At 37.3% G+C, this 26,060-nt stretch carries 20 protein-coding genes and 2 tRNA genes; 6 read left to right on the top strand and 16 right to left on the bottom strand.

The annotated features are described in order from the left end of the window. Positions 1 to 33: 33 nt before the first annotated feature. The 13 genes from OTK01_RS03980 to OTK01_RS03920 form a co-directional block, all read right to left on the bottom strand. Positions 34 to 3,639: a fibronectin type III domain-containing protein gene (locus tag OTK01_RS03980; RefSeq protein WP_029229161.1), complete on the bottom strand. Its 3,606-nt coding sequence runs from the start codon at positions 3,637 to 3,639 to the stop codon at positions 34 to 36. Between the two features lie 19 nt (positions 3,640 to 3,658). Then, positions 3,659 to 7,456: a fibronectin type III domain-containing protein gene (locus tag OTK01_RS03975; protein WP_029229160.1), complete on the bottom strand. Its 3,798-nt coding sequence runs from the start codon at positions 7,454 to 7,456 to the stop codon at positions 3,659 to 3,661. 87 nt (positions 7,457 to 7,543) lie between these two features. Further along, positions 7,544 to 8,701, bottom strand: coding sequence for a non-hydrolyzing UDP-N-acetylglucosamine 2-epimerase (gene wecB / locus OTK01_RS03970; protein ID WP_029229159.1), 1,158 nt, complete (start codon positions 8,699 to 8,701; stop codon positions 7,544 to 7,546). Positions 8,702 to 8,979: 278 nt separating this feature from the next. Then, entirely contained in the window at positions 8,980 to 10,422 is a 1,443-nt protein-coding gene (locus tag OTK01_RS03965) for a coproporphyrinogen III oxidase (RefSeq protein ID WP_084694655.1), read from the bottom strand. Positions 10,423 to 10,487: 65 nt separating this feature from the next. Next, positions 10,488 to 11,084, bottom strand: coding sequence for an MBL fold metallo-hydrolase (locus OTK01_RS03960; RefSeq protein WP_029229156.1), 597 nt, complete (start codon positions 11,082 to 11,084; stop codon positions 10,488 to 10,490). A gap of 37 nt (positions 11,085 to 11,121) precedes the next feature. Further along, positions 11,122 to 11,571, bottom strand: a complete 450-nt coding sequence (dtd, locus tag OTK01_RS03955) for a D-aminoacyl-tRNA deacylase (RefSeq protein WP_029229155.1) — start codon at positions 11,569 to 11,571, stop codon at positions 11,122 to 11,124. A 6-nt stretch (positions 11,572 to 11,577) separates the two neighbouring features. Next, positions 11,578 to 13,758 (bottom strand): RelA/SpoT family protein, encoded by a 2,181-nt coding sequence (locus OTK01_RS03950; protein ID WP_013432102.1) that lies wholly within the window; start codon positions 13,756 to 13,758, stop codon positions 11,578 to 11,580. A gap of 31 nt (positions 13,759 to 13,789) precedes the next feature. After that, the gene (locus OTK01_RS03945; protein ID WP_013402756.1) at positions 13,790 to 14,317 is read right to left on the bottom strand and encodes an adenine phosphoribosyltransferase; all 528 of its coding nucleotides are present in this window, start codon (positions 14,315 to 14,317) and stop codon (positions 13,790 to 13,792) included. A 176-nt stretch (positions 14,318 to 14,493) separates the two neighbouring features. Beyond that, positions 14,494 to 15,186: a stage II sporulation protein R gene (locus OTK01_RS03940; RefSeq protein WP_029229153.1), complete on the bottom strand. Its 693-nt coding sequence runs from the start codon at positions 15,184 to 15,186 to the stop codon at positions 14,494 to 14,496. Between the two features lie 86 nt (positions 15,187 to 15,272). Continuing rightward, entirely contained in the window at positions 15,273 to 16,568 is a 1,296-nt protein-coding gene (locus tag OTK01_RS03935; RefSeq protein WP_029229152.1) for a Ger(x)C family spore germination protein, read from the bottom strand. Further along, the gene (locus OTK01_RS03930) at positions 16,565 to 17,665 is read right to left on the bottom strand and encodes a GerAB/ArcD/ProY family transporter (RefSeq protein ID WP_013432099.1); all 1,101 of its coding nucleotides are present in this window, start codon (positions 17,663 to 17,665) and stop codon (positions 16,565 to 16,567) included. The genes OTK01_RS03935 and OTK01_RS03930 overlap by 4 nt, the downstream gene beginning before the upstream one ends. Beyond that, positions 17,662 to 19,254 (bottom strand): spore germination protein, encoded by a 1,593-nt coding sequence (locus OTK01_RS03925; protein ID WP_029229151.1) that lies wholly within the window; start codon positions 19,252 to 19,254, stop codon positions 17,662 to 17,664. Before OTK01_RS03925 ends, OTK01_RS03930 begins: the two co-directional genes overlap by 4 nt. A gap of 15 nt (positions 19,255 to 19,269) precedes the next feature. Further along, positions 19,270 to 19,464, bottom strand: coding sequence for a CLC_0170 family protein (locus OTK01_RS03920; protein ID WP_029229150.1), 195 nt, complete (start codon positions 19,462 to 19,464; stop codon positions 19,270 to 19,272). Positions 19,465 to 19,593: 129 nt separating this feature from the next. Between OTK01_RS03920 and OTK01_RS03915 the strand changes: the two genes are divergently transcribed. The 4 genes from OTK01_RS03915 to OTK01_RS03900 all read left to right on the top strand — a co-directional run bounded on the left by OTK01_RS03915 (position 19,594) and on the right by OTK01_RS03900 (position 23,611). Further along, positions 19,594 to 20,046 carry an ACT domain-containing protein gene (locus OTK01_RS03915; protein WP_029229149.1) on the top strand — a complete coding sequence of 151 codons (453 nt, stop codon included), beginning with the start codon at positions 19,594 to 19,596 and terminating at the stop codon, positions 20,044 to 20,046. Between the two features lie 29 nt (positions 20,047 to 20,075). After that, positions 20,076 to 21,332: a homoserine dehydrogenase gene (locus tag OTK01_RS03910; protein ID WP_029229148.1), complete on the top strand. Its 1,257-nt coding sequence runs from the start codon at positions 20,076 to 20,078 to the stop codon at positions 21,330 to 21,332. A 29-nt stretch (positions 21,333 to 21,361) separates the two neighbouring features. After that, positions 21,362 to 22,285 carry a homoserine kinase gene (thrB, locus tag OTK01_RS03905; RefSeq protein WP_013429769.1) on the top strand — a complete coding sequence of 308 codons (924 nt, stop codon included), beginning with the start codon at positions 21,362 to 21,364 and terminating at the stop codon, positions 22,283 to 22,285. Positions 22,286 to 22,381: 96 nt separating this feature from the next. Continuing rightward, a complete protein-coding gene (locus tag OTK01_RS03900) occupies positions 22,382 to 23,611 on the top strand; it encodes an aspartate kinase (RefSeq protein WP_013432094.1) in 1,230 nt (409 codons plus the stop codon). A gap of 53 nt (positions 23,612 to 23,664) precedes the next feature. Here OTK01_RS03900 and OTK01_RS03895 read toward each other — a convergent pair whose 3' ends face one another. Then, positions 23,665 to 24,471 carry a sugar phosphate isomerase/epimerase family protein gene (locus OTK01_RS03895; protein WP_029229147.1) on the bottom strand — a complete coding sequence of 269 codons (807 nt, stop codon included), beginning with the start codon at positions 24,469 to 24,471 and terminating at the stop codon, positions 23,665 to 23,667. 147 nt (positions 24,472 to 24,618) lie between these two features. Here OTK01_RS03895 and OTK01_RS03890 point away from each other — a divergent pair, with 147 nt between their 5' ends. Both OTK01_RS03890 and OTK01_RS03885 read left to right on the top strand, forming a co-directional pair. Next, entirely contained in the window at positions 24,619 to 25,017 is a 399-nt protein-coding gene (locus tag OTK01_RS03890) for a nucleoside triphosphate pyrophosphohydrolase family protein (RefSeq protein WP_013432089.1), read from the top strand. Between the two features lie 92 nt (positions 25,018 to 25,109). Then, the gene (locus tag OTK01_RS03885; RefSeq protein WP_013432088.1) at positions 25,110 to 25,673 is read left to right on the top strand and encodes a DUF4364 family protein; all 564 of its coding nucleotides are present in this window, start codon (positions 25,110 to 25,112) and stop codon (positions 25,671 to 25,673) included. A 46-nt stretch (positions 25,674 to 25,719) separates the two neighbouring features. On the opposite strand, the gene OTK01_RS03880 is transcribed toward OTK01_RS03885, so the two are convergent. Both OTK01_RS03880 and OTK01_RS03875 read right to left on the bottom strand, forming a co-directional pair. Then, positions 25,720 to 25,795, bottom strand: a tRNA-Ile gene (locus OTK01_RS03880). 10 nt (positions 25,796 to 25,805) lie between these two features. Further along, positions 25,806 to 25,880, bottom strand: a tRNA-Asn gene (locus OTK01_RS03875). Between the last annotated feature and the right edge of the window lie 180 nt (positions 25,881 to 26,060).

The raw sequence follows: 26,060 nt of genomic DNA, 5'->3' as shown, positions 1-26,060 counted from the left end.
TGTTTTATCACCTTCTTGACCATAACATTTTTATTACATACTTGAAACAACGTGATAGAAAAAGGCCAAAACATATTCTCTTGTTGCTGTCTCTTTTGGATTGAACGTAACATGGTCAAAAAGCCAGCCCATCTTGTACGCTTTTTTCAATGATAAAATGTATTTGCTATCTGCAGAAAGTTTTGTCCATGTAACATCGTCTGCTAAGATTTCATTGCCAGTGTAAATCTCATAAAACCTTACCACCATATCTACAGCAGCTTCTTTTGTGAGAATAGAATTGTCCTGGGTATTTTCAATTATACCTGCCTTGTACGCTTTTTTAACATAATCGTCAATTATCTCAAACCTGTAGAGTCTTTTCTTCTCTGCAAAATATACTAAAAAAGAGGCAAGTTCCTGTTTTGATACAGCGCTTTTTATCCCTATTGTATCGCTTGTATCATCGCTGGCAATAGTTTTAAAAAGATTGTAAAGCTTTGTTGCGTAGCTACTCGAAATTATGTCTCTATAAAAGCTTTTTCTTACAATCACAGTTGCCTGAGGCGTTTGCAAATTAAAAGTCACACTTTTATTGTCACTTGCAAACTCGGCGTTTTCTGGCTCTTTCCATGAAAGAGAGGTCAAATCAAAAACATATGGTATTGCAACTGACCATGGTTCTCTGTTTACAAGCGAAATTTTAATTGGCATTGGAAAATATGATATTCCTACCTGCTTTGTCAAGCTTGAAGCTGTGTATCTGATATCATACACTTCAGAGATAGCATCTTTAACGTTATATTTGTCAGACGCTCTTATAAATGTCAGTTCAGTATAGATACTTGAGGGTGAAACGCCAGACACTGTCAGTTTATCTATGTCGCTACTGTCGATGGCAGCAAAGTTGAACTGTGAAGATGCTCCATCTAATGTGACAATGCAATCTTTATTGAGCTTAACCAGCGCTTTTAAAACATCGTATCTTATTTTTATCACAAACTGAAAAATAGATGAACTTGTTCTCTTTGTAAAATCAATTAAAACAGGCTTTGAGTCCAAAGACTCATTGACATATCTATAGGTAATCTCTATTATCATCCTGCCACTTACAGGGTCCTCTACTGTTATAAATGGCGGAGTTGTGTCCTGGACAGTATCAAACACGCCTGTGTACTCGCTCACATCCTTTTTGGTAACAAAAGAGATAATTTCAGTGGACTGAGATAGCTGACCATCAGAAGCTATAGCAAAAAGTCTTGCCCAGTACCTTGTGTTGGGTTTCAAGCCCGTTACTTTATACTCTGTTGCATCTGTGTCGGTTGTGTACTTTTTGGAATTAGAAAATGAAATATTGTCAGCTATCTCTATGACATATCTTCTTCCTGTCTCGGCAATCTCCCAAACAAAAATGGCGTAGTCTTTCCCATAGTCTTTTATACCAAAAGCGACTGGAGTTTTCGGTGGGGGAACCTTTTGCGTCCTGGCAAAAACAGGACTGCTAAACTCTGAATACACTTTCTGATTGTCTTTGATTATATATGCTCTAACCCTAAAATAGTAAAGCGTATCAGGTTTTAAGTTTTGAACTGTGAAATAACAAAGCCCGGTGGTATAATCAACCTCTTTTATAGATGGTTTAAAACTGTCAGATGCAACCTGCCAAGCATTTGCGTTTTTAATGTCTTCTGATACTTGAATTTCAAAATACACATTCTCTACGTAGCTCCATGAAAGCAGTGCAGAGTTATACGTTGTTGTCACAACGCTCAAGTTTTCAACAACTGGAACAGTAGAAGGCAGCGGCACTTCATACTTTATTAGCGTTGTTGCCATTACAACATTGGATGGTAGTGAATAATAAACGCTACTGTCAATCTTTCTCACCGCTCTTACAAAAAATACATACCTTGTGTTTGGCAAGAGACTGCTTACCCTGAAAACTATCTTGCCCGATTGATCTACCTGATAGTCAGAAAGTATTATCTTTTGAAAACTTGCTGTGTCAAGATTTTCGGGATTAGTTATATCCATTCCATCCTGGTACACTGCAAAGTTGACCTCATAGAAGATGCTTCTGTCCACTGTCGGTGGCTGGACACCTGCAATAGTTACAGGCTGCCACGATAAACTTACAGAGTCGTAAGTTGTATAAACAACAGACAAAAGGGTTGGAGTGGTTGGCGGAGTTATGTCGCCTGACAGTGTATATGAAATTGTCAAAGCAGGGGTCGATTCTTTGTAAATGTATGTCCCCTGTTCATAATCGTAAAATCTCTTCTTCACCACAACCTTCAGAACATAAACAGTGTTTTTTTCAAGACCTGTGATGTCAAATCTATAATATCCTGTGGGAAGATTGTTCTCGTCCTTTTCCTCATCAGAACTTTTCATCTGATAATTGGATACATAGAGAGAAAAATCAGCATTGCTATCCGAATATTTTTTGTAATAAAAATCATACACAACCTCTTTGTCGGTTGGGATTTTGAACCGCAAAGAGATTGTATCTTGAGACTTTGGGAAAGCTGTTAAATCTTCTGCCGCAGGTGGTGCAAAAGGCAATGTATATGGATGAACATACAGGTCTTTTGACCTGATAGACACCTTTCTACCGAAACTATCAAAAACATCAACCTGTATCCTGAAAAATACATCCTCTGTTATGCTCACAACAGCAAAAAACTCGTTTGCCGAAACCGTACCAATCAAAGTAGGTATTTGGTCTTTGCTACCTTTGTAAATCTCATACTCATTCTCAGCTATTGAGACTTTTGCCCATCTGAGCCACACAACATTTTCAGCAATCCTCTGAGCCTCTGCCTGAATGTATGTTGCCGCCTCACCAATTACCCTAATATTTGGTGGTGTGTATGTCTGCGGATCACGCCAGATTACCTCTTGAGGCAAATTTCTCGGCAAAATTTTTACATAGTAAAGACTGCTTGGCGAAAGTCCTGCTGCTGTGTATTTGAGTTTCCTGCCCGGCAAAATTTCAACTCTTCCACCCGGTTTTTGGCTCTGAAGTAGGGTTATCCTGTCACCATCAATCTGATACTTTGTTGGCGTTGTAAAACTTACGTCCTTTGATACATATATGTCATAATCTATTCTCTTGCCAGAATAGTAAACATCGTCCCACACTATGTCAATGGCATCTTCAGCATTTGTATAACATTCAACAAAGATAGGTGTCAAAAACACAATTGTGTTTGAATAAGAAGAGTAATAAACAACACTTCCCGTCTGATCCTGCAAAACCCTCACACTTCTTATCTTGGCATAAAAAATTGTCCCGCTTGGAATCTTTTGCCCGTTTGGAAGACTTTGAACCTTATAGGTATAGCTCCCGTTTGAGCCTGTGAGGTTTGGGTCGTTTTTGTATATGGTATATCCATAAGGAAATCTTGTAGGGTCATCACCAAGATACAGCTCAAAGTAGTCAAAGTCAGGATAGTTGTACTGCCATGAAAAATAAAGGGTTATAGTCCCATCCTGAGCTACTTCCATCCGCGGAAGATTATTTTCAAGCGCTATATTCAAACTCTGTGGTGCGGGAAGAACAACCGTAGGCTGTGCTATTAGATTTTGAGGAACCAAAGCAATTAAAAAAGATATCAAAATAACAACTGAAAATATTTTTTTTGCGAAAGCTTTCATCTTTCTTCTCACCCATTTTTTAATATTTTAAAATCTTCTCAAGATTGACAATATAGTGAACAAACTCATCAAGCTTCATTTCCTCATAAGGGTCTAAATCTGTATCTACAATCCCAATTGACATCATGCTAAGGATAAACTTTTTGTATCTTCCATCAGGAACAAAGCTTGTTGATTTTGTAATAAGAACATTGTCTATAGAAGATGTTGTCTTCTGTTCATACACCCTTGCCAAGATATATATTGCTTCTTGCCTTGTCAGATTTCCGCTTCTGACCTTTTCAGTATCAATACCAAACACTCTTGTTATAAGTTTAGATGCATAATCCTGAGAAAGAGTTTTATTAAAGTCACTGTAAAGCTCATTTAAGTTGTATTTTTGAGCAATGTACACTATATCGTCTTTGTACTTGCTAAGAGTGTAACTTGACACAGTCTGAGTTTTCAGCACTCCAAATGTGCCAGGTTTTTCAACATTAAAGGTTGCACTGTTTGAAAGACTGTCAATTGAAAAATTGGTTACAAAGCCGCTATTCGAAAAATCATATACAGCTCTTGTTTTACCTGCCTGACCAGCTAAGCTTGCCAACTTCAAAGTTATGTTTACAGGTTTTGCAAAGGTTGAAATAGCCAATTCATCATTTAGATAATACTTAGCCGTTACTTTAAGTGCTATCACATCAGAGTCAATATCATAATTATATGAAGGTGGCAAAACAGAAGCTGAGGAAAGTTCTATTAATATCATTACTAAGCCTTTGTCAATTCCATATCTTTTTGAAATATTCTCAACCTCAAAAACATTCAAAGCACCCGGTGGAAGCTTTAATATACTACTTTTGTATTTCAAAACAAAACTCTTTTGGGCCCTATCAAGTGCATCTGCTACCCTGTAAGAGAACAAAACCTGCCCTTTAGCAGAAGAGTAAATAGCTTTTGTAAAGTCTATTACAAACTCGTTCGAATTTGTACGTTGTATTTCATCTAAAGCGTTCTGGTCATTGATGTAAAGATAATATTTATCAGAGCTATTTTCAAGCACAATAGCAACCTGTTTCTGATTTTGGACATCCCTTATTCTGTTTTGTTCTTCTTCTTTGAGCTTTTGCTGCTCATTTTCAAAATCGCTCTGGTTAAAAACTGTCCGCGCTAAAACCTCTGTAAAAATTGAAACCTTCCCAGTTGGTATATGAATGCTTCTTACTCTGATGTAATACAGGGTATTTGAACTTAAATTCCCAATGTAATATTTATATACAGCAACTTTTGACGACACTACAGAAACAGGCGAAATTGAACCAGAATATACCAAGGTATACACAGTGCTATTTTCTTGCTTTACAAAAATCTGATAACCGTAATTTGGATTGCCGTTCCACTGGATTGTAAGTCCGTGTCCGCTCGAATCTCTTGATATTACTGTCAAATTCTCAGGCTTTTCAATTGAAGAAGTTGTCACTGCAATGCTTCCCCAAAGCGACTCTCTGCCATTCTCTATGGCTTTTATAGAAAAATAATATAGTGTGTTCGGAGCAAGGTTTTTAAATGTCACAGGAGATGTGACATCAATATATATCCTTGCACCAACAGGAGAGTTTTGTGTATTCACATCATATATAGTTTGTTCAAGTATAAAAGTGGATGCAGATACTTGTCTGTAAATTTCTACTTTTTGTCTGAGGGTTTTGACAAAATAATCTTTAACTTCACTTATACTTAGTTTATTGTCCTCAAGCGCTCTTGATGTTTGTAGAATAACATATGACTGACCCGGTTTTGCATCCCATCTGAGCTTCACAGAGGTCTGGGTCACTGCATCATCCTCAGGTGCAACCATGAAATTTTTGGGTATCTCGGGTTGTGAAATTGTAGGCGGCACCGGCTGAGGTTTTGTCAAAGCAACATATGCCCTGCTAAATTCTGAAAGATAGTCTTTGTCAAGATAAACTCTTACTTTAAATCTGATATAATAAGGAGTGTTGCTTTTAAGGTTTGATATATCAATGTAATTTGAAATACTCTCTGATGGCAGTTCAAAGTAAACCTTTACATTCTTTTCATCCCAAGAAGATTCACAAACGTACACCCGATAGTATACCTTTTCAGAAACTGTCAAGTTGTCAGAAAAATAAGCTGACTGATACACATAATCTGTTATTGCCTGATGAATCTTTGAAAGCAAATCGTCCTGATACACATAAATCCTTATACCTGTCTCAGAAGTCACAATCTGTCTTACAAAATTGTCATCCACAGGCGGCACGTTTAAAACGGCAACAGGTTTTGTTGTCCCAACAAATACAAGTGAAAAGTCAGATTTTTTCTGATTGGCAGCATTTATTATTCTAATCTTGAAATAATAAACAGTGTTCGGGAGAAGATTTGATATTCTATATTTGTACCTTGTACCATCTAAAATTAAATCACTTGGCAAAAGACCATCTGTGTTTGGATTATACGAAGAAGTACTGTAAACAAGCTTGTACACAGTAGGATTTCCTTCTGAATCAAGGCTATCTTGGTATGTGGTTGAAAACCAAATTTGATATACATAACTTGAGTCATCTGATACAGGCTTGTCAAACGAAACCTCTATTTCTGTCTGCGAAATGGTTTCAGCTTTGCAGTTTTTAGGTGTTGGTGGGATATCACCAAGTTCTGTCACAGAAACCTTTATAAGCGCAGAAGGAATCTTAGTACCATCTGCAAAAACGGCTTCTACTCTTATGTAATAGTACTTTGTCGTCATTGAAAGACCGGGAATGTATGCTTCGTTCTGGTTATATGAGGTTGTTGCAAAGATGTTTTGTGGTGGCAGATTATCTCTTGGAAGTTCATTCGCGCTTGTTGCGTAATAAGCCCTATACTTTATCTCATCCTGTTTGTAGTTTCCAGGGTCAACACCACGCCACTGCACTCTCACTAAAGCTAAAGTCTTTCCGTCTTTTTCAATCTCACCTATCTTTGCAGCACTGACCTGCATAAGCGTTGGACATGCAATGTTTGTAAGAGGCTTGTAAATTACCTTAGTGCTGTCCATTTTAGGGTTCATTAAAATATAATACATCGTGCCAGGCACAAGCTCAAATGAGTCGATTCCATCGTACTTGTCATAAACGGTCATGCTTACTGTTTGGTTGATTTCCTGCGCAAGCTGTTCTTGACCGTCTTTATAAAGCTTTATAGGAATTGTGACATTATTTTCTTTTTGGAACTTATAAATCTCATTTGTGACGCTATCAACATAATACTGGTTAGCATCTGATGCTGTTTGGCTTTTTCCTACAAAAACGTTGTAGCCCCTAAAACCAATATCAGGTTGAAAATCATCCGATACATTGATTTTGTTAAAGGTTATTAATAACTTGGGATGCTCTCCACCAGAGCCAAGTGGAACATCTTCTTCTTTTGCAGGGTCAGGCTCTGGCTGGGCATAAAGCTTAAACTCTGTTATAACATAAATTGACTGAGAGGTTATAACCTGATTATCTTCACTTTTAGCAACGACAGTTATTTTATACACTGTCGCGCTTTTGAGCCCTGTCATATCGCAGTATGTATTTTGGGTTACCGTTTGAAAATCTATCTGGGAATTTGAAGACGCTGCGTAGACTTCATATGATACTGCATCTTCAATAGCATTCCATCTAATGGAAATTGAATTTTCTGTTATTTTATAAACTCCACTATTATCTCTTTGCACAGTCACATTCAAAGAAGTTGAAAGGGTTTGTGAAAATATTTGAAGGTTAGAATTAGAAAATAAAAATAAAATTAAAAGTATAATGGAAGCTATTCTTTTCATGTTTTTATACATTTTTTAATCCCCACCTCAAAATGCACTTAAAATTTGGATTTTTCAAAGTAATAATCGGCAACAGAATGGCATTTTTAAAGCACCTTTTCATACGTACTTATCGCTCCCGCGAAACTCATCCGGTTTTTTACTGCTTTCTCCAAAATGATATAAAAGCGCATCTTTTATTCTTCTTGAAGCCTCTCCATCACCGTAAGGGTTCACAGCCCTTGCCATCTGAAGATACTCTTGTTCATCTTCCAAAAGTTTTGTAACAATCTGAATTATTTTTTCTTTGCTTGTACCTGCAACCACAACCGTCTTTGCCAAGACTGCCTCAGGTCTTTCTGTTGTGTCGCGCAGAACAACAACAGGTTTTCCCAACGACGGTGCTTCTTCCTGAAGCCCACCAGAGTCTGTCAAAACCAAATAGCTTCTTGCAATGAGGTTGTGCATATCATCAACGTCAATCGGGTTTATAAGCTTTATCCTTGGATGGTCTTTTAAAATCCTGTGCGCAACATCCTTGACATTTGGATTTAGATGTACAGGGTATACAAAAACTACATCGTCAAACTCATTTGCAATCTTCAGGACAGCCTCAAAAATATTTTCAAGCGGTTTTCCAAAATTTTCTCTCCTGTGAGCAGTAAGAAGAATTATCCTCTTTGAAAAATCTATATTGTTTAGACTATCTTCCTTGAACAGGTAATCTTCTTTCACAGTAAATTTAAGTGTATCAATCACAGTGTTGCCTGTCACAAATATGGTTTCTTCTTTTACTCCTTCTGCCATCAAATTTAACTTCGCCCTTTTTGTGGGCGCAAAATGAAGGTCACACAGCGCTGCCGTGAGCTTTCTGTTCATCTCCTCTGGAAAAGGTGAATATTTGTTGTATGTTCTTAAACCTGCCTCAACATGTCCAATCTTTGTTTTAAAATAAAAACTTGCGAGTGCTGCAGCAAATGTGGTTGTTGTGTCGCCATGGACAAGCACAATGTCTGGTCTTTCTTTCTCCAAAACCTTTTCAAATCTCAAAAGGACATCAGAAGTTATAGAAAATAAGCTTTGGTTGTATTTCATTATGTCAAGGTCATAATCAGGCTTTATATCAAAAATCTCAAGTACCTGGTCAAGCATCTGTCTATGCTGTGCTGTGACACATACCTTGACATCAAAGTGAAAATCCTTCTTTAGCTCCTTCACAAGCGGTGCCATCTTTATTGCCTCAGGCCTTGTCCCAAAAACTATGAGTGTCTTTATCATTGAGTATGCCCATCCTCTCTTGTAATTTTCATATGTCTTCTAAGTCAAAATCAGGTGTATATTTGTATGTTGCTGCTTCTTAATCCTGAATGTATCCATAGTATGACACCTTTTTTCATTATACCATTTTCTATTACAACATCTCCAACAAGCTCAAACATTTTTAATATTTACTTTGATGTAAATTCAAAATACTGCGATTTACCCTCTACTTTTGCGGACATATTCTGCAGCTTGTTAAAAGCTCCTGGGAAAGCAAAAAGTCCCTCTCCCCCTTTTCAAACATCAACACTGAGCATTCTTGAAATGTAGAGCTTTATGTCAGCAGGATTAAAAACCCTTTCAATCCTGTCGCCTTCATACACAAACTTTGACACAGCTTTTGCACCACATGCATAGATATTGTGCTTCTCTTGCATTATCATCACATTGTAAAGCCCTTCAAACCCTCTTTTGCAGTATCCAACATTTTCAAAGTTCCCTATCATATTTTTTTGCCTGTACATGTAGTATGGAATGTAGCCGTGCTCCTCTAAGATATATTGTGTCCAATCAAGAAGGTTATTTACAGTCTCCTCATCCATAAATTCATATTCATTCCATCTGAACCTCAAAAGGCTTGCCCTTTTTATGGAAAGTGTGTGAACGGTAATTGAAGCTGGAGAAAGTTTTAAAACATCATCAATTGTCCTTTTATAATCATTCTCATCTTCACCAGGAAGCCCTAATATCACGTCACTGTTTATATTCTTAAAACTATATTTGTAAGCTTGCGCAAATGCTCTTTTTATATCTTCAAAAGAGTGATTTCTGCCTATTATTTTCAAAGTGTTGTCATTTGAGGTTTGAGGGTTTATACAAAGCCTGACATTCAAATCTTGGTTAATCTCTGATAGATACTGCAAAAGTTTTTCGTCAATTGTGTCCGGCCTTCCTGCCTCAAATGTGATTTCTTGAATATGTTTCCTTTCAAGATTCTCAAATAGATTTGTGAAAATCTTTTTTATGTTCTCTATGCCCAACACTGCAGGACTTCCACCACCAAAATAAATTGCAACAATTCTGTTTTTGTTTTCTTCTATCTTTTGATATGTCTTTTCAAGTTCACAAATGAGGCTATCTGTATACATTCCTATTAAACTTTTTACCTGCCTTGTAATTTCGTGGCAGGAAAAGGAACAGTAAAGACACTTAGTCGGGCAAATTGGAATGCCTATGTACAAACAAGCCGAAGAAGACTCAAGCTTGTTTAAAATGTCCATTTCATTCTTTGCAACCTTTAGAAGAAGTTTTGATTTCTTATCAGAGATATAATATTCCTTTTGCAGGAAGTTGTAAATTTGCTCATCGTTTAACCCTTGCTCCAACAAAGGGTACACAATCTTTGTGGGTCTTATTCCTGTTAAAATCCCCCAGGGAAGCTCTCTTTTTGTCTCATCCTTTAAAAGGTCATAAAGGTTCCTACCGAATATCCTCTTTGATTCATGTTCGTCACTAACTAGCACAAATTCTTTCTGAACGGTTTTGTGCTGTGTTTGAATTTTTAAAACTACTTTCATTTCTTCAAAATACGCCTCAAAATGAATGTCTCCACCATGACCAAACTTTACCTGCGCACCAGGATAAAATGCTCTTATTATGTGTTGAAAATCATACAAAAACTTTTGGCTGTTCGAAAAATATGTTATTCTCAAACTGTGCTCTACCCCTTTTGTAAAGATAATTTCTTAGCCAAATAAAATAAAAAACTTATAGCATTATTTTGTGCTATAAGTCAGCATATGTATTAAAAATTTTTAAGCTCATCACCAATGGTAGTTGGCACACCATGCCCTGGATAAACTTTTGTATCCCTTGGAAGGACCAATAGCTTTTCTTTTATCGACTCGAATACCTTATCTTGATTCCCAAGCGGAAGGTCTCCTCTGCCATAAGAGTCTTTAAACAGCGTGTCGCCCGAAAATAAGATATTATCGTACAAAAAACAGCTCGAGCCAGGTGTGTGCCCTGGTGTGTGCAATACTTTCAATGAAAAATCAGCAAATTCGAATACATCTCCATCTTCAAAATATCCATCACAGGTTATTTTTATCTCTGAACCAATCAGATACGACAGGTTATATGCTGGATTTGATAAGACTTCTTTTTCGTCTCTGTGCGCGTAAACTGGTAGTTTGAACCTCTGTTTTAGATAGCAGCAGCCTAAAAAGTGGTCAAAATGTCCGTGTGTCAAAAGTATGGCTTTTGGAATAAGGTCATTTTCCACAATAATGCTCTCTATTCTTGTTGCATCATCTCCCGGGTCAATAATGACAACCTCTTTTTTCCCAAAAACATAGCAGTTTGTCACAACATCTCCAACTTCAATGCATTTAAAAAACATCAAATTTTACCCCCTCTACTTTTTCAAAAAAGCCTGCTCAGAAAACCTTTTTGCTGTCAAGCAAAACTGTCACAGGCCCGTCATTTAAAATACCTACCTCCATGTGCGCCTGAAAAACTCCACATTCAACCTTTTTAACCTTCTCTTTAAGCCTTTCAACAAAGTAGTTGTACAGCCTTTCTGCCTTTTCTTTTTCTGCTGCAAACATGAAGTTCGGTCTTCTCCCTTTCCTTGCATCGCCCATAACTGTAAAATTTGAGACAACCAAAACTTCGCCACCTACATCCAAAAGAGAAAGATTGAACTTTGAATTTTCATCTTCAAATATTCTAAGGTTTACAACCTTTTCACAAAGATAATCAGCATCCTCTTCTGTATCATCCTGTGCAACACCAACAAGTAAACAAAGACCTTTTTGGATTCTTCCAACCTCTTTGCCGTCAACCACAACAAAAGCTTCTTTCACTCTTTGAACAACAGCTCTCAAAGTCTTTTAGCCTCCTTTTACACGCTGGACCTCAAAAACACTGTCAATTTTTCTAAGCTTTCTTATAATCTTCTCAAGCTGTTCTGTCGAACTTATTTCAACAGTAAGATTTATATTGGCAATCCTGTCTCGTGTGGTCCTTCCCTGTATAGCCTTTACTGAAATTTTGTTCTCACCAAGCAAGTTTGTTATGTCCATCAGTATTCCTGTCCTGTCGTTTGCAAGAACATTGATTGTAGCGTCAAACTTTGCATCTTTTGTCACGTTCCATTCAGCCTCAACAATCCTCTCTGGCTCTTTTAAATACTGCTCAACATTTGGACAGTCACGCCTGTGGATTGAAACGCCTCTTCCCCGCGTGATGTATCCTATCACTTCATCGCCAGGTACCGGGTTGCAACATTTTGCAAACCTCACAAGAACATTTTCAACACCTTTTACAAGTATTCCGTTATTTGAAGAAGCCTTCGCAGGCTTTGGTTTTTCAATCTGAAGTTCTTTTTCACCATCTTCTTTGATGTATTTCTTTATCTCCTCTTTTATCCTCAGAGCCACTTTAGTAGCTGTAATACCACCATACCCAAGTGCAGCAAACATGTCTTCAGGTGTTCTGTAGCCATATCTTTGCGAAACTGCCTGCAGCACATCCTCTTTTAGAGCAAATTGCAAAGGAAGATTCAACTTTTTGAGCTCCTTTTCCAATATGTCTTTGCCTTTTTGAATATTCTCTTCTTTTCTCTCTTTTTTAAACCATGCGTTTATCTTGCTCTTTGCTTGAGGACTCTTGACAATCTTGAGCCAGTCCTGGCTTGGACCATGGACGTTGGGTGATGTAATAATCTCAACAATATCACCGTTTTTGAGCTCATAATCAATGGGGACAAGCTTTCCGTTTACCTTAGCACCTGCCATCTTGTTGCCTATTTCGCTGTGGATTGCATATGCAAAGTCAATGGGGGTTGATCCCTGTGGCAGGCTTATAACATCTCCTTTTGGAGTAAATACAAAAACCTCGTCAGAAAACAGGTTTATCTTTAAAGACTCCATAAACTCTTTTGCGTCTTTGAGCTCTTTCTGCCACTCCAAAAGCTCTCTCAGCCATGCAAACTTTTCATCCTCATCAGTTGATTTAATCCTTCCCTCTTTGTATTTCCAGTGCGCAGCAATACCATACTCGGCTGTCCTGTGCATGTCAAATGTCCTTATCTGCACCTCAAATGGCTCGCCTTCGGGTCCTATCACAGTTGTGTGGAGTGACTGGTACATGTTCGGTTTTGGCATTGCAATGTAGTCTTTAAACCTGCCCGGCATAGGCTTGAACAGTGTATGAATTATTCCCAGAACGCCATAGCAGTCTTTCACCGAATTTACAATGATTCTGATAGCAAAAAGGTCATAAATCTCCTCTAAAGTTTTACCCTGCTCTTTCATCTTGCGATAGATACTATAAAAATGTTTTGGCCTTCCGTCTATCTGACCCACCTCAATGTTTGCCTCTTTGAGTTTTTCTGAGATAAGCGAAATAATTTTCTTTATATACTCTTCTCTTTCTACCCTCTTTTTTGCAATCTTTTCAACAAGGTCATAATATCCTTCAGGGTCAAGATAGCGCAGGGACAAATCTTCAAGCTCCCACTTTATCTTTGAAATTCCAAGTCTATGGGCAAGCGGAGCATATATGTCAATTGTTTCCTGGGCTTTTTGTCTCTGTTTTTCAGGTGGAAGGTATTTTAAAGTTCGCATATTGTGGAGCCTGTCTGCAAGTTTTATCAAAATCACCCTTATATCCTTTGCCATTGCAATGAGCATTTTGCGGTAGTTTTCTGCCTGTCTTTCAAGCTTACTGGTAAATTCAAGCTTGCCAAGTTTTGTGACACCATCTACAAGCTCGGCTATCTCTTTCCCAAACTCCCTCTCTACATCTTCTAAAGACGCAGAAGTATCCTCCACAACATCATGTAAAAGCCCAGCAACAATTGACGCAATGTCAAGCTCCAAATCTGCTAAAATCAGTGCAACCTCGAGAGGATGCACTATATATGGCTCGCCAGAGCTTCTCACCTGCCCATCGTGATACTTTTGCGCAAATTCAAATGCTTTTTTGATAAGATTTATATCTTCTTCTGAGGCATACTTTTTTACCTTTTCTATCAGCTCATTTAATTTGTCACTCAAGCTTCTTTTCACCTCGATGGACCTCTCTTTAGGTCCACTTGTTTTATATCAAAGAAGATTCAAACTGTACAACAGACCTGACATCGTAACCTTTTAAATTCTCTCTTCCGTTGAGGTATGTGAGTTCAACAAGGTATGCAATACCCACAACCTCACCACCAAGTTTCTCAACAAGCTTTATGTTTGAAAGTGTTGTACCCCCTGTTGCCAAAAGGTCGTCGATTATCACAACCTTCTGACCAGGTTTTATAGCATCAATGTGCATCTCAAGCACATCTTTCCCATATTCAAGCTCGTATTCAACAGAGACTGTCTTGTAAGGAAGCTTGCCTTTCTTTCTGACAAGAACAAGACCTTTGTTCAGCACATACGCAACAGGTGCGCCAAATATAAACCCTCTCGATTCTGGCCCGACAATAAGTTCAAAGTCAAGGTCTTTGACCAAATCTACAAGAGAGTCTATAGCGTATTTGAATGCGTCCTTGTCCTGCAAAACTGTTGTTATATCAATAAAATCTATACCCTCTTTGGGAAAATTCAAAACGTGTCTGAATTTCTCTTTCAGGTTCATTAAATCTTCCTCCTATTACTTTAAGATTTTTGATTATTACGTTATTAAGTATATCAAAAAAGACTATAACTTTTAAATACTCTAAATGTCAAAAAAATAAAAAGCTCTTTCAGCAAGCTTACAAAAAGCTTTGCTAAAAGAGCATTTTAAAGTTTTCTCAAAATGTAATTGCGGCCCTATATACTCCTGAAAATACGTTTAAACCACGCCTCTTTATAAAATTTTGTTTTCAAAATCTCATATATCTTGAGTCTCAACTTTACAGGCATCTTGTCTATGCTGCCATAACTTGTTGCAATCAAATACTCTTTTTTGGAAAGTGAACTTTTGAGCTCTTTTTTTGCCTCAGCTGGAAGTTCAAGCTTTGCCTCATCTACTATGCAAAGTGGCGGAAATATAACACACCACCAGTTTCTCCCTTTACCATCGCCTATGAAAACCTTAACACAGTCATATATACCTGATGGGAAAAGGAAATTGCTATAAACCCTGTTTGGAAACAAATCCCTTTGAATAGCCACCTTCACCTCATAGGATTTTCTTTTTTCTTTTAAAGCTTGATTGAGATAACATTCTATTTGGGATTTTTTATCAGCAATCTCTTTTAAAACGTGCAACTTTCCTCTTGAATAATCTATGTTTTGCGATAGAAACTCCATAAGCTTGTTTCTAACATAAAGTTTTAGCTCTTGGTCCTCTTTTGAATTACTATTTGCTATGACATGAAGTCTCACAACCGAGGCAGACAAGTCTTTTTGCAGAGCATCTATCTGCTTGAAATTTAAAAACTCGTAAATCATAATAAAACTCAAAAGTGATAAAACTGCTGCTAAAATGTATGCTCTGGAAAGTCGAATTTTTTGCACCATTCTCCCTTTTCCTCTCAAAAGTATTTCTATTTTTAGCATTCACTCAAAAAACAAGATTTATACATAAAAAATACTGAAAAACCTTTTCAGTAAATTGTCCCGCTTCGTCTTAGCCTTACATCTGTTACAACCTCTATATCTATTTTCTTGAACTCATCATCCCAGTTTTTCTTGAGCTTTTCCCAATCTTTTGGTCTGTGCTTTGAAATAAAATCCCCAATTCCCAAAACATCGGCGTTGTATCGGTACTTCAAAAGATAAATAAGATCATCTGCTCTTTTCTTTATAATTTTATTTAGCTCACTTTGAATATACTTTCTCATAGGGTCATTCAAGACTTTGTACCCACTTTTGAACACAAACTCAATAACCTCCCCTTCTATCCTCAGATTGTAAACAATCTTTAATCTTCCTTTTTCGCTTTTTATTTTCTTTTTGGTCTGAATCTCTGTGGTAATAAATGGAACATACGTGGACTTGTATTTCAAATCGTTAATAAAGGTGTGTTTTGCCTTGCCCATGAGAAGCTTATAGATTTGAAGTTGCTTTTCATCCAGCCAGCCAACAAACCTGAAATTCTTAAACACAGCAGCACCAGCTACTTTCAAGGTTTCAACCCCAGGTTCCACCCTCGATATAACTGCGCAGTTTGAATTTATAAAACTATTTACAACCTGGCTTAAAGGTGTATCAATTATTCTTCCATAAATTGATGCATTTTTTGATATCTCAAAAAGATGAATGCCAGTCACAGGCTGAACAAGAGGCATGGTGTTTAGAATATCTCTTGCTGTTGTCTCTGACACAAGCAAAAATGTGTTTTGAGGAATATCACTTTCTCTGTTGAGAGCATCCAAAACCTCTCTCACATAACCTGGCTCTTCTACTAAATCTCTTCCCAACACAACAACCTTTAAATACCCATAATACAGCCTTTTGTTTATCTCTCTTTCAAGGTAGTTTCGGATGCCTATTACATTATTTGTGGGTCTTACAAACAAAAATCTCATCTGCTCGTCCGGCTTTGAATCCTTCCCTATGGTTCTGAGGTTTGGGAAAAGCACTGTCACTGCAAACTTGTATTCATTTTTGCTGCTTGGAAGAGGTGGTTTTACCTTTCTTTTTGTCTGTGGGTCAATCCCTTTCTGGTCTGTCTTGATATCAGGTTTTTGTTGTTCAGGAGAAAATTTCTGAGTTTTTCTGTCAAGGTCAATATACTCTCTGGTTTCATACTTGTTCAAATCACTCGGGTCATACTTGTCAACACCAAGGGCAAGAATATAGCCTCTGTCTTCTATCTCAACCCTGTCCCAGCAACCTGATAACAGAAATGCAAGGAAAACTATTAAAATTGCTAAAAATGCTCTTTTTTTTGGCTTCATGTCTTTTTCACCTTCTTTTTAATAGAAAGGACAGTGTAGGTGACAAGCGGCAAAAATAAAACAACAAAGGTTGCAAAAAAGTAGCTAAAATAGTCCATAAGCTTCTGTGTCTCAGATATATTTTGAGGGATCAAAGAAAGAATGTAAATGAAAGGAAGCTGTGAAAATACAAAGAAGTTGTGCTCCTTGGTGTTGAAAATCCTCGCCAAAATCAAGCCTGTTGTCATCAAGAAAATAATCTCCGTTGTATAGGTTGTTATCATCCACAGGGCAACAATTATGCTCTCTGGTCTTTCAATTACAACCTCCAAAACTGTCACATCCCTAAAAAGGTTCAAGGTTGGCCAGATCATTGTCTGCATCTCTTTTGCCCCAAAATCAGCTGTTGCAAATATTATTATCACTTCATAGAGCAAAACTGTGACCAAAAACCCGAACAACGCACTTTTTATAAGCTTGTCTTTTCTTCTTATATAAGGCATGAAAAACAGGAATGCCTCAAATCCCAGAAAACTAAATATTGTTGTCCCAATCCCCTGAATCAGTTTTAAAAAAGGAATGTTCAAAATGGGAAGAAGGTTTGAAAAATCAAGCCGCTGATACACAAAAAAACTTAAAACTACAATAATTACAACAATTCCTGGCATCAATATCTCACATATCCTTGCTATAACCTCAATCCCATATCTGGAGATATACGCACATGTGAGAAGAAATGTAATTATCAAAACTTCATTTGGTGTGAGGTTGAACAAAAACTCTTTTGCAGTCTCTGCTATCAGTCTTGTTTCAAATGCCGAAAAGATGATAAAGTATAGGACATATATAAGCGAAAAGAAAATACCTAAAATCTTGCCAAACGCATCATTCAAAAGTTCAATGAAAGTGACATCTGGATTTGACATTGTAATTTTAGATATTAAAAGAAATACTGCAAAAGATAGCATCCCACCAAGCAGCACCGCAAGCCACCCGTTTTGCTCAGTAGTTTTTGCAACAGATGCAGGCATGAACATTATTCCTATTCCTATCATTACAGAAACAAACAACACAAAACACTGAAAACTTGAAATCTTATCATTGTCGTTTATAGTCATTTGCTATCACCTGCCGAACTTGGAAGAGTATTTCTTTCATACATCATTCTTATTTTCTGGTAAGTTGATGCAAATATTGGTCTTGCCCACAAATACCTTGTCGGAAGCCTTACCACAGTGTCTTTGTAGTCCATTATCTCAAATGAAACAAAAGGTGATAAAATTGGCACGCCAAAACTTTTGAGTTTTACAAGATTGCTAAGAATAATAAGACTTAGCAAAATAAACCCATAAAGCCCCAAAGCTGCACATACAACAATATAGATAAATTTTAAGAGTCTGAGCGATATAGAAAAGTTGTAAGCAGGGATGGCAAATGAAGCAATTGCAGTTGTTGCAACAAGTATGACCATTATAGGTGAGATTATTCCCGCCTGAACAGCAGCTTGTCCTATTATAAGACCACCAACAATCCCAATTGTCTGACCGATTGGACCTGGAAGTCTCAAACCAGCCTCTCTTAAAAGCTCAAGCATAAACTCCAAAAACAGCGCTTCAACAAACACTGGAATTGGCACACCCTCTCTTGTTGCTGCGATAAAAAGCCCTAAGTCAGGTGGTATCATACTGGGTGTAAATGATGATATAGAGATATAAAATCCCTGAAGCGTCATAGCAATTAATGCTGCAATTACCCTCAGGATTCTTATCACCGTTGCAATGTGCCATCTTTCATAATAGTCCTCTGCGTGCTGGATGAGTGTCATAAGAGTTGCCGGAACAATCAAAGCTGTGTTTGTATTGTCACAGAGAATCACAACTCTTCCTTCATAGATTGCGGCAACTGCTGTGTCAACCCTCTCTGTGTGCTGAATGGTTGGAAATAGACAAAAGATATCATCTTCAATTAGCTGTTCTATCATCCCGGCTTCTATGACAGCATCAATGTCTATTTTTGAAAGCCTCTGTTTTACCTCATTTAAAACATCTCTGTCGACGATGTCGTCGATATACACAAGATATATATCTGTCTGGGAACGCCTGCCTACTTTCATGTTCTTTATCCTAAGCCTTGTGTCCCTTACCCTTCTTCGAATAAGTGCTGTTGAAAACCTCACAACTTCATTGAAACTGTCGCGCGGACCTCTTACAGCATTCTCTGAGATTGGCTGTTGAATACCTCTGTTGGGAAAGCTTCTTGTAGAAACTCTTATTATCCTGTCAGTCCCATCAACAAAAAGAAGTGTCTCTCCGCATAGAAGATCTAAAATAGCATCTTTAAAGCTTGTAACCTCTTTTATATCAGATGTTGCAAGAAGAGTATTTAGAATTTTGCTATACGCATCTTTTTGAGAAATCTCCTCTTTAAAAAGCTGTATCTCTACCATAAGATGTTTTATTACATCCCTGTCAATTATTTCTCTGTTTACAAGCCCGTCAACAAAGATGGTTGCACATTTTACATTGCCTGCAAAAAACCTTCTTATTACAATGTCATCGTTGTCAACAAGCAGTTCTTTCACGTACTTGATGTTTTCATCAATAGATGGAAAGATTTTATCCTGGGCTTCAACAAATGTTTTTGTCTCTTTCTGCTGATAACTTCTTTTCCTTTCTCTTCTGTGTTTTATTATTTCAATAAAACCCATGGTTCTTCACCACTTTCATATAAAAAGTTTTATAATATACATGAAAACCCCAATACACACAAGTAAAATTCCAGTTATTCTTGCAAGTCTCATTTCTCTTTGCAAGTTTTTAGATTTTAGTTCCTTTACGTCAAGCAAAAATATCAAAATGCCACTCAGAAGAAACATCAGTATACTGTATTTTGTTATGATATCCGAAAGCCTTATCATCTTGCCCAAATTCTCCTTTCTACCACTTAATATGCAATACAAATTTTCTTTTTATACTTGAATTTTTTAAAAACATATGCTAAAATCCATTCCATAAAGACATTTGTCTTTTATAGGTGAACAGTAGCTATGCTAAAGAAAGATGCCACGTACTATATAGTTGAAGAAAGTGTTCTGCCAGAAGTCTTTTTGAAAGTTGTCAAGGCAAAAGAACTATTAGAAAAGGGTGAAGTGAAAGCTGTAAATGAAGCTGTAAAGATGGTGGGTATTTCAAGAAGTGCTTTTTACAAATACAAAGACTGTATATTTCCCTTTTTTGAGAGTTCCCATGGCAAGATTATAACTCTTGCTCTTGTTTTAAAAGACATCCCTGGGATTTTGTCAAAGATATTAAACATTATTTCTGAAACAAATGCAAACATTCTTACAATCAATCAAAACATCCCTCTTGGTGGAATTGCAACTGTCTCAATTTCTATCAGAACATCGGGGATGACAAAGTCTGTTAAAGATTTGATCCTTGAGATTGAAAAGGTTGATGGTGTTAAAAAGATTGAGATTCTGGGAAGAGAAGAGTACTAAAAAGGTTTTGAAAAGGGAGGGAAACAGAAGTGGCAAAGGTTGCAATAATGGGATTTGGCGTTGTTGGTTCAGGTGTATGGGAAGTTTTAACAAAAAATGCATCATCAATTGCAAAAAGAGCAGGAGAAGAAATATCGGTAAAATACATTCTTGACATTCGCGATTTCCCTGATCATCCTGCAAAAGATTTGATGATAAAAGACTTTGATATTATATTGAATGACCCCGAAGTTTCAATTGTTATTGAGACAATAGGCGGGCTTGAACCTGCATACACTTATACAAAAAAGCTTCTTTTAAACGGGAAACACGTTGTAACATCCAACAAGGAACTTGTTGCAAAGCACGGCCCAGAACTTTTGAAGATTGCAAAGGAAAACAATATAAACTACTTTTTTGAAGCAAGTGTTGGTGGAGGAATTCCCATTATAAGACCTCTTCAAAACTGCTTGGCAGGAAATCAAATTACAGAGATCGCAGGAATTTTAAATGGTACAACAAACTATATTCTCACTCAGATGAAAAAGTATTCACTTTCGTTTGAAGATGCTCTAAAAGAAGCTCAGGAAAAAGGATACGCAGAAAGAAACCCAAGCAATGATATAGAGGGTCATGACGCGTGCAGAAAGATTGCAATCCTCTCATCTATTGCATACTCTCATTATGTAAACTATGAAAGCATTTACACAGAAGGGATATCAAAGATAACAAAAGAAGATATGGAGTATGCTGAAGAGCTTGGCTGCACAATAAAGCTCATTGCAATGAGCAAAAAGATTGATGACAAAAGAGTGTTTGCAAGAGTTTCGCCCCTTATGATATCTTACAAAAGCCCGTTTGCAAACGTGGATGACGTGTTCAATGCAATTCTGGTAAAAGGCGATGCAATTGGTGATGTGATGTTCTATGGCCAAGGTGCTGGAAAGCTTCCAACAGCAAGCGCTGTTGTTGGCGACATCATAGACATTGTTAAACACATTGACAAGTCTTATGTCTACACATGGGCAATCTCAGGGGACATTGAAGTTGTGGACATTGAAAATACATCCTGCAGATTCTTTGTAAGAGTCAAATACAAAGACTACACCAAGGCAAAAGATGCTGTTTCTCTCATATTCAATGACTGCATGATAGTAAACACACATAGACCAATAGGCACAAACGAATTTGCGTTTGTGACACATGAGTTGAAAGAAAGTGAGTTCAGAGAAAAGATTTCTCAGCTTGAAAAGATTTCTGTTGTAGAAAAGGTCTTATCTATTGTTAGATACGATGAAAATATATAAGCTAAAATGTCTGGAGGTAAGTTGAAAAAATGATTTCTGTAAAGGTTCCGGCATCGTCGGCAAACCTTGGTGCCGGATTTGACTGTATGGGTGTTGCTCTAAAGCTTTACAACATCATTGAAGTTGAAGAAATTGAAAAAGGACTTATAATTACTTCATCCCCGGATGACCCATCAATTGCAAAGGATGAAAATAACCTTGTGTTCAAAGCTATGAAGACGGTGTTTGATGAGGTTGGCTGGTATCCAAGAGGGCTTAGGATAAACCTTATAAACGAAATTCCTCTGACGCGCGGGCTTGGTTCTTCTGCCGCATGTATCTCAGGCGGAATCTATGCTGCAAATTTACTCAGTGGCGGAAAACTTTCTGAAGAAGAGATGATTTATTTGGCTGCAAAGATGGAGGGGCATCCGGACAACTCAACACCAGCAATGATTGGTGGACTTGTGTTTGCAGTGCTGGAAGATAAAAAGGTAAATTATATCAAGTTTGTTGTACCAGCAAGACTCAAGTTTGCAGTGTTCATCCCTGATTTTCAGCTGTCAACAGAATATGCAAGAAATATTCTGCCAAAATACATTGAGTTCAAAGATGCCGTGTTTAACATTGGCAGAGCAACGCTTTTTGCAAGTGCAATCACAACTGGAAACTATGAGCTTTTGCCGGCTGCAACACAGGATAGGCTTCACCAGCCGTACAGAAAAAAGCTCATTCCTGACTTTGATAAAATTGTTAACCTATCTTTAGAGTTTGGCGCAAAAGGAGCGTTTTTGTCTGGTGCAGGACCTTCTATAATAGCTCTTGTTGATGAGAATTATGAGATCTTTGAACAGAACGTCAAAAACGCACTTGCCAACATGGAGCTTGCGGCTAACTGGGACTTTATGATTTTGGAAGCTGACAATAGCGGTGCAACAGTTTTTTCTGTTCAGAGCACAAGTTTAAAAAGATAAAGCAAACTACTCAAAAGTGTAATATAATAGTATCAAAATGGTCTTGTGAAATTTTATTTTAGACCATTGACATTACTTACATGGGAGGGAAATATCTTGGGAATAGTTGTCCAAAAGTATGGTGGAACATCTGTTGCAGACAAAGAAAGAATATTTCGGGCAGCAAGGCGGGCAATTAGCGAGTATGAGAAAGGAAACAAGGTTGTGGTTGTTGTCTCAGCTCAAGGCGACACAACAGACGAGCTTATTGAAAAGGCAAAAGAGATAAACGAAAACCCTTCAAAAAGAGAGATGGATATGCTTCTTTCCACAGGTGAGCAGATTTCAATTGCACTCATGGCAATGGCAATTGAAAAGCTTGGGTATCCTGTCATTTCGCTGACCGGGTGGCAGGCAGGAATAAAGACAGACAGCCACTATTCAAATGCAAGAATCATTGAAATTGACACAGAAAGGCTCCAAAGAGAGCTTGATAAGAGGAACATAGTTGTTGTTGCAGGTTTTCAGGGAATAAATAAGTATGACGATATAACCACGCTGGGGCGTGGAGGTTCTGATACAACAGCCGTAGCTCTGGCTGCAGCTTTGAAAGCTGACAAATGTGAAATATATACAGATGTTGACGGTGTTTATACAGCAGACCCAAGAATTGTTCCAAACGCATCAAAGCTCAAAGAAATTTCTTATGATGAGATGTTAGAGCTTGCCACACTTGGTGCAAAGGTACTTCATAATAGGTCTGTTGAACTTGCAAAAAAATACAATATCCCTCTTGTTGTTAGGTCATCTTTCAACGACAATGAAGGAACAATTGTGAAGGAGGTAAATTCGGTGGAAAAGCTTTTAGTATCCGGTGTTGCGTGTGATAAGGACATTGCAAGGGTTGCGGTGATTGGAGTTGAAAATGTTCCAGGCAAGGCATTTCAGATATTTTCACTTTTGGCAAAAGAGAATATAAATGTTGATATAATTTTGCAATCAATTGGAAGAGAAAAGACAAAGGATATATCCTTTACAGTGTCAAAGAGCAACTTAAAGCAGACACTTGATGTTTTGACAAAGAATCTGCACGTAATTGGTGCAAAGGATATAACATATGCTGACAATGTTGCAAAGGTATCCATTGTAGGTGCTGGAATGGTCAACAATCCAGGCGTTGCTGCAATGATGTTTGAAGCACTCTATGATGCAGGTATCAACATCGAAATGATTTCGACATCTGAGATAAAGATATCAGTCTTGATTGACGAAAAGGATGCTGAAAAGGCAGTAAGAGCTATACATGATAAGTTCAAACTTCACCTTTTGAACAGCAATGGGAAATAAAATAAGCAAGAGGGGCTGGTCAAAGTTGTAATTTACCAGTCCCCTCTTCTTTTTTATTTAATCATCTTTTTGATTCTATTGATAAACTCCAAAAACACAATTCCCGGCTCTTCAAGGTCAGAAAACCATCTTTTTACCCATTCAAAAGAAATATAACCGCTGTAACCTTGCCGCAAAAGAAGATTTATCGCCTTTTCAATAGGCACATCACCCTCGCCTATCATTTTAAACACAAGCTTGCCATTTTCAATTTTTGAGTCTTTTACATGAACATGTTTTATATACTCTTTCAAATTGCTAAAGGTTTTCTCAACATCCTCCTCAAAAAACCTGAAAGGATGGTGAATGTCCCACACAACACCAACATTTTTATACGGCACCTTTTCAAGCAAATCAGCAAGCCTTTTTGATTCTGCCCACACGCCATTTGTCTCAATTAAAACGTCAACACCATACTCCTTTGCCATGTCGCACAAATTGCAAAGCATGTCTTTTACAAATTCTCTATCGACATCCTCCCCAGGTGTTATCCATCTGTCTCCCAAAACTCTTATGTATTTGCAAGAAAGATCTTTTGCAAGTTCAATGTGCGCTTTTGCAGACTCTAATGTATTTTCCTGGTAAGATTTATCAAATATATAACATGAGGTTGCCAAACACGAAATCTCTAAATTCAGTTCTTTTAATCTCTTTTTTGTCGATGGCAAGTTCTCAGGAGAAAAAGGTTCTGCTTTATATACTTCAAGTTCATCTCCAAGTCCTCTCAGTTCAATACCGTCATATCCAAAATCTTTGGCAGCAGCTAAGATCTCATCCCAGGTAAAGTTGGGACATCCTACTGTTGAAAAGCTAATCTTCATTAAATGGTATTTCCTCCTTCGCAAAAATGCTGTTTTTAATATTTTACTACTTTGTTTTTGTTATGAAAAGCCATCTTTAAAATTCTATTGACATTTGATTTTGAAGAAATTTATAATTAAACTAAAGTTGTTTTTTAGGAGTGAAAGATGTTGAAGGATATCTTTATAGACGATTTCCAATATGTCGTTGATGAACTTTTGATACGAAACAAAAGTATACTTGACAGCCTCACAAAGTTTTCCGAATCAGCAGCACGTGTCAATAGAAGCATAATAAAATCGGTCACAAACTGTGGATGCATAAGAATAAATGCTAAAAAACAGGAAATTCCTATAGATGTGAGCTTGAAAGAAGCAAAAAAGTACCTCAAAACACATGTTGAAGGACATCTTTGTGAAAATTGCAGAGATTTGATTGAAAAAGAGATTGGAAGCACATTATTTTATTTAGCCTCAATCTGCAACACTTTGGATTTGAACCTGTATGATATCATAATCAAAGAAATTGAGAGAATGAAAACACTGGGAGAATTTAACTTAAGGTAAAATGCCAGTTTTTAAAAAGGACAAAATATACAAGCCGCCATATTTTCAAACACGATATGGCGGCTTTAAAAGTAAAAAAGGAGTGGAAAAATATGTCTGATGAATTCAACGAAATACATACCCTTGCCCAAAACAAGCTTATACTTTTACTTTTTTTGAGCAAGATAAACATCCCCATTCCTATCCAGCAGCTTGACGAGTTTGTCCTCTCAACAAAGTACATGAACTTTTTTGAATACCAGCAGTATCTCAAAGAACTCGAGGCTCAAAAGCTAATCCACAAATATGATGATGAGATTAGAACATACATTGAGATATCACAAACCGGCAGAGATGTTTTAAACATTCTTTTGGATTTGCTTCCAAAAGCTACAGTCGAGGAAGTAGAAGAATACATAAAGAAGAATTATAGAAAGATTAAACTTAATACAGAAATCTATTCTGATTACAAAATACTCAGTCCTACCGAATACATAGTTATATGCTCTCTTCGTGAAGGAAATAGTATCTTGTTTGAAATAAAAGTAAACGTACCTCACGTTGAGATTGCAAAAAGAATTTGTAAAAATTGGAACAAAAATGCTGAGACGGTATACAGACTGCTTTTTGAAAACTTAGCGCGAAATCATGAAGAGCCTGAAAAAGACCAAGAATAAAACAAAAAAGCAAGTCTTTTTGAAGACTTGCTTTTATTTTTGAAATTGGTGGGCCCTTAGGGATTCGAACCCCAGACCAACCGGTTATGAGCCGGCCGCTCTACCAGCTGAGCTAAAGGCCCTTAATAAAATTGGCTCCCCGGGTAGGATTCGAACCTACGACCCTCCGGTTAACAGCCGGATGCTCCACCGCTGAGCTACCGAGGAACCTCTCATTCTTTTTTGTCTTCGGCGTCTTCTGTTTCCCGCCGTCGACATTATTTATTATACTTATAAAAGATTTTTTGTCAATATCCTTTTTAAAAAATTTTTGCTGTAATATTTTGGTAAGTATCCCCTACAAAACTCTTATTTTTCTTTCTTTCTTCTTCAAAAACGGGTATAATT

It is taken from the genome of Caldicellulosiruptor acetigenus, assembly GCF_026914305.1.
Taxonomy (GTDB): Bacteria; Bacillota; Thermoanaerobacteria; order Caldicellulosiruptorales; family Caldicellulosiruptoraceae; genus Caldicellulosiruptor; species Caldicellulosiruptor acetigenus.
Note: the sequence above shows the minus strand (reverse complement) of the source record. Positions and strands in the feature narration are given on the sequence as shown.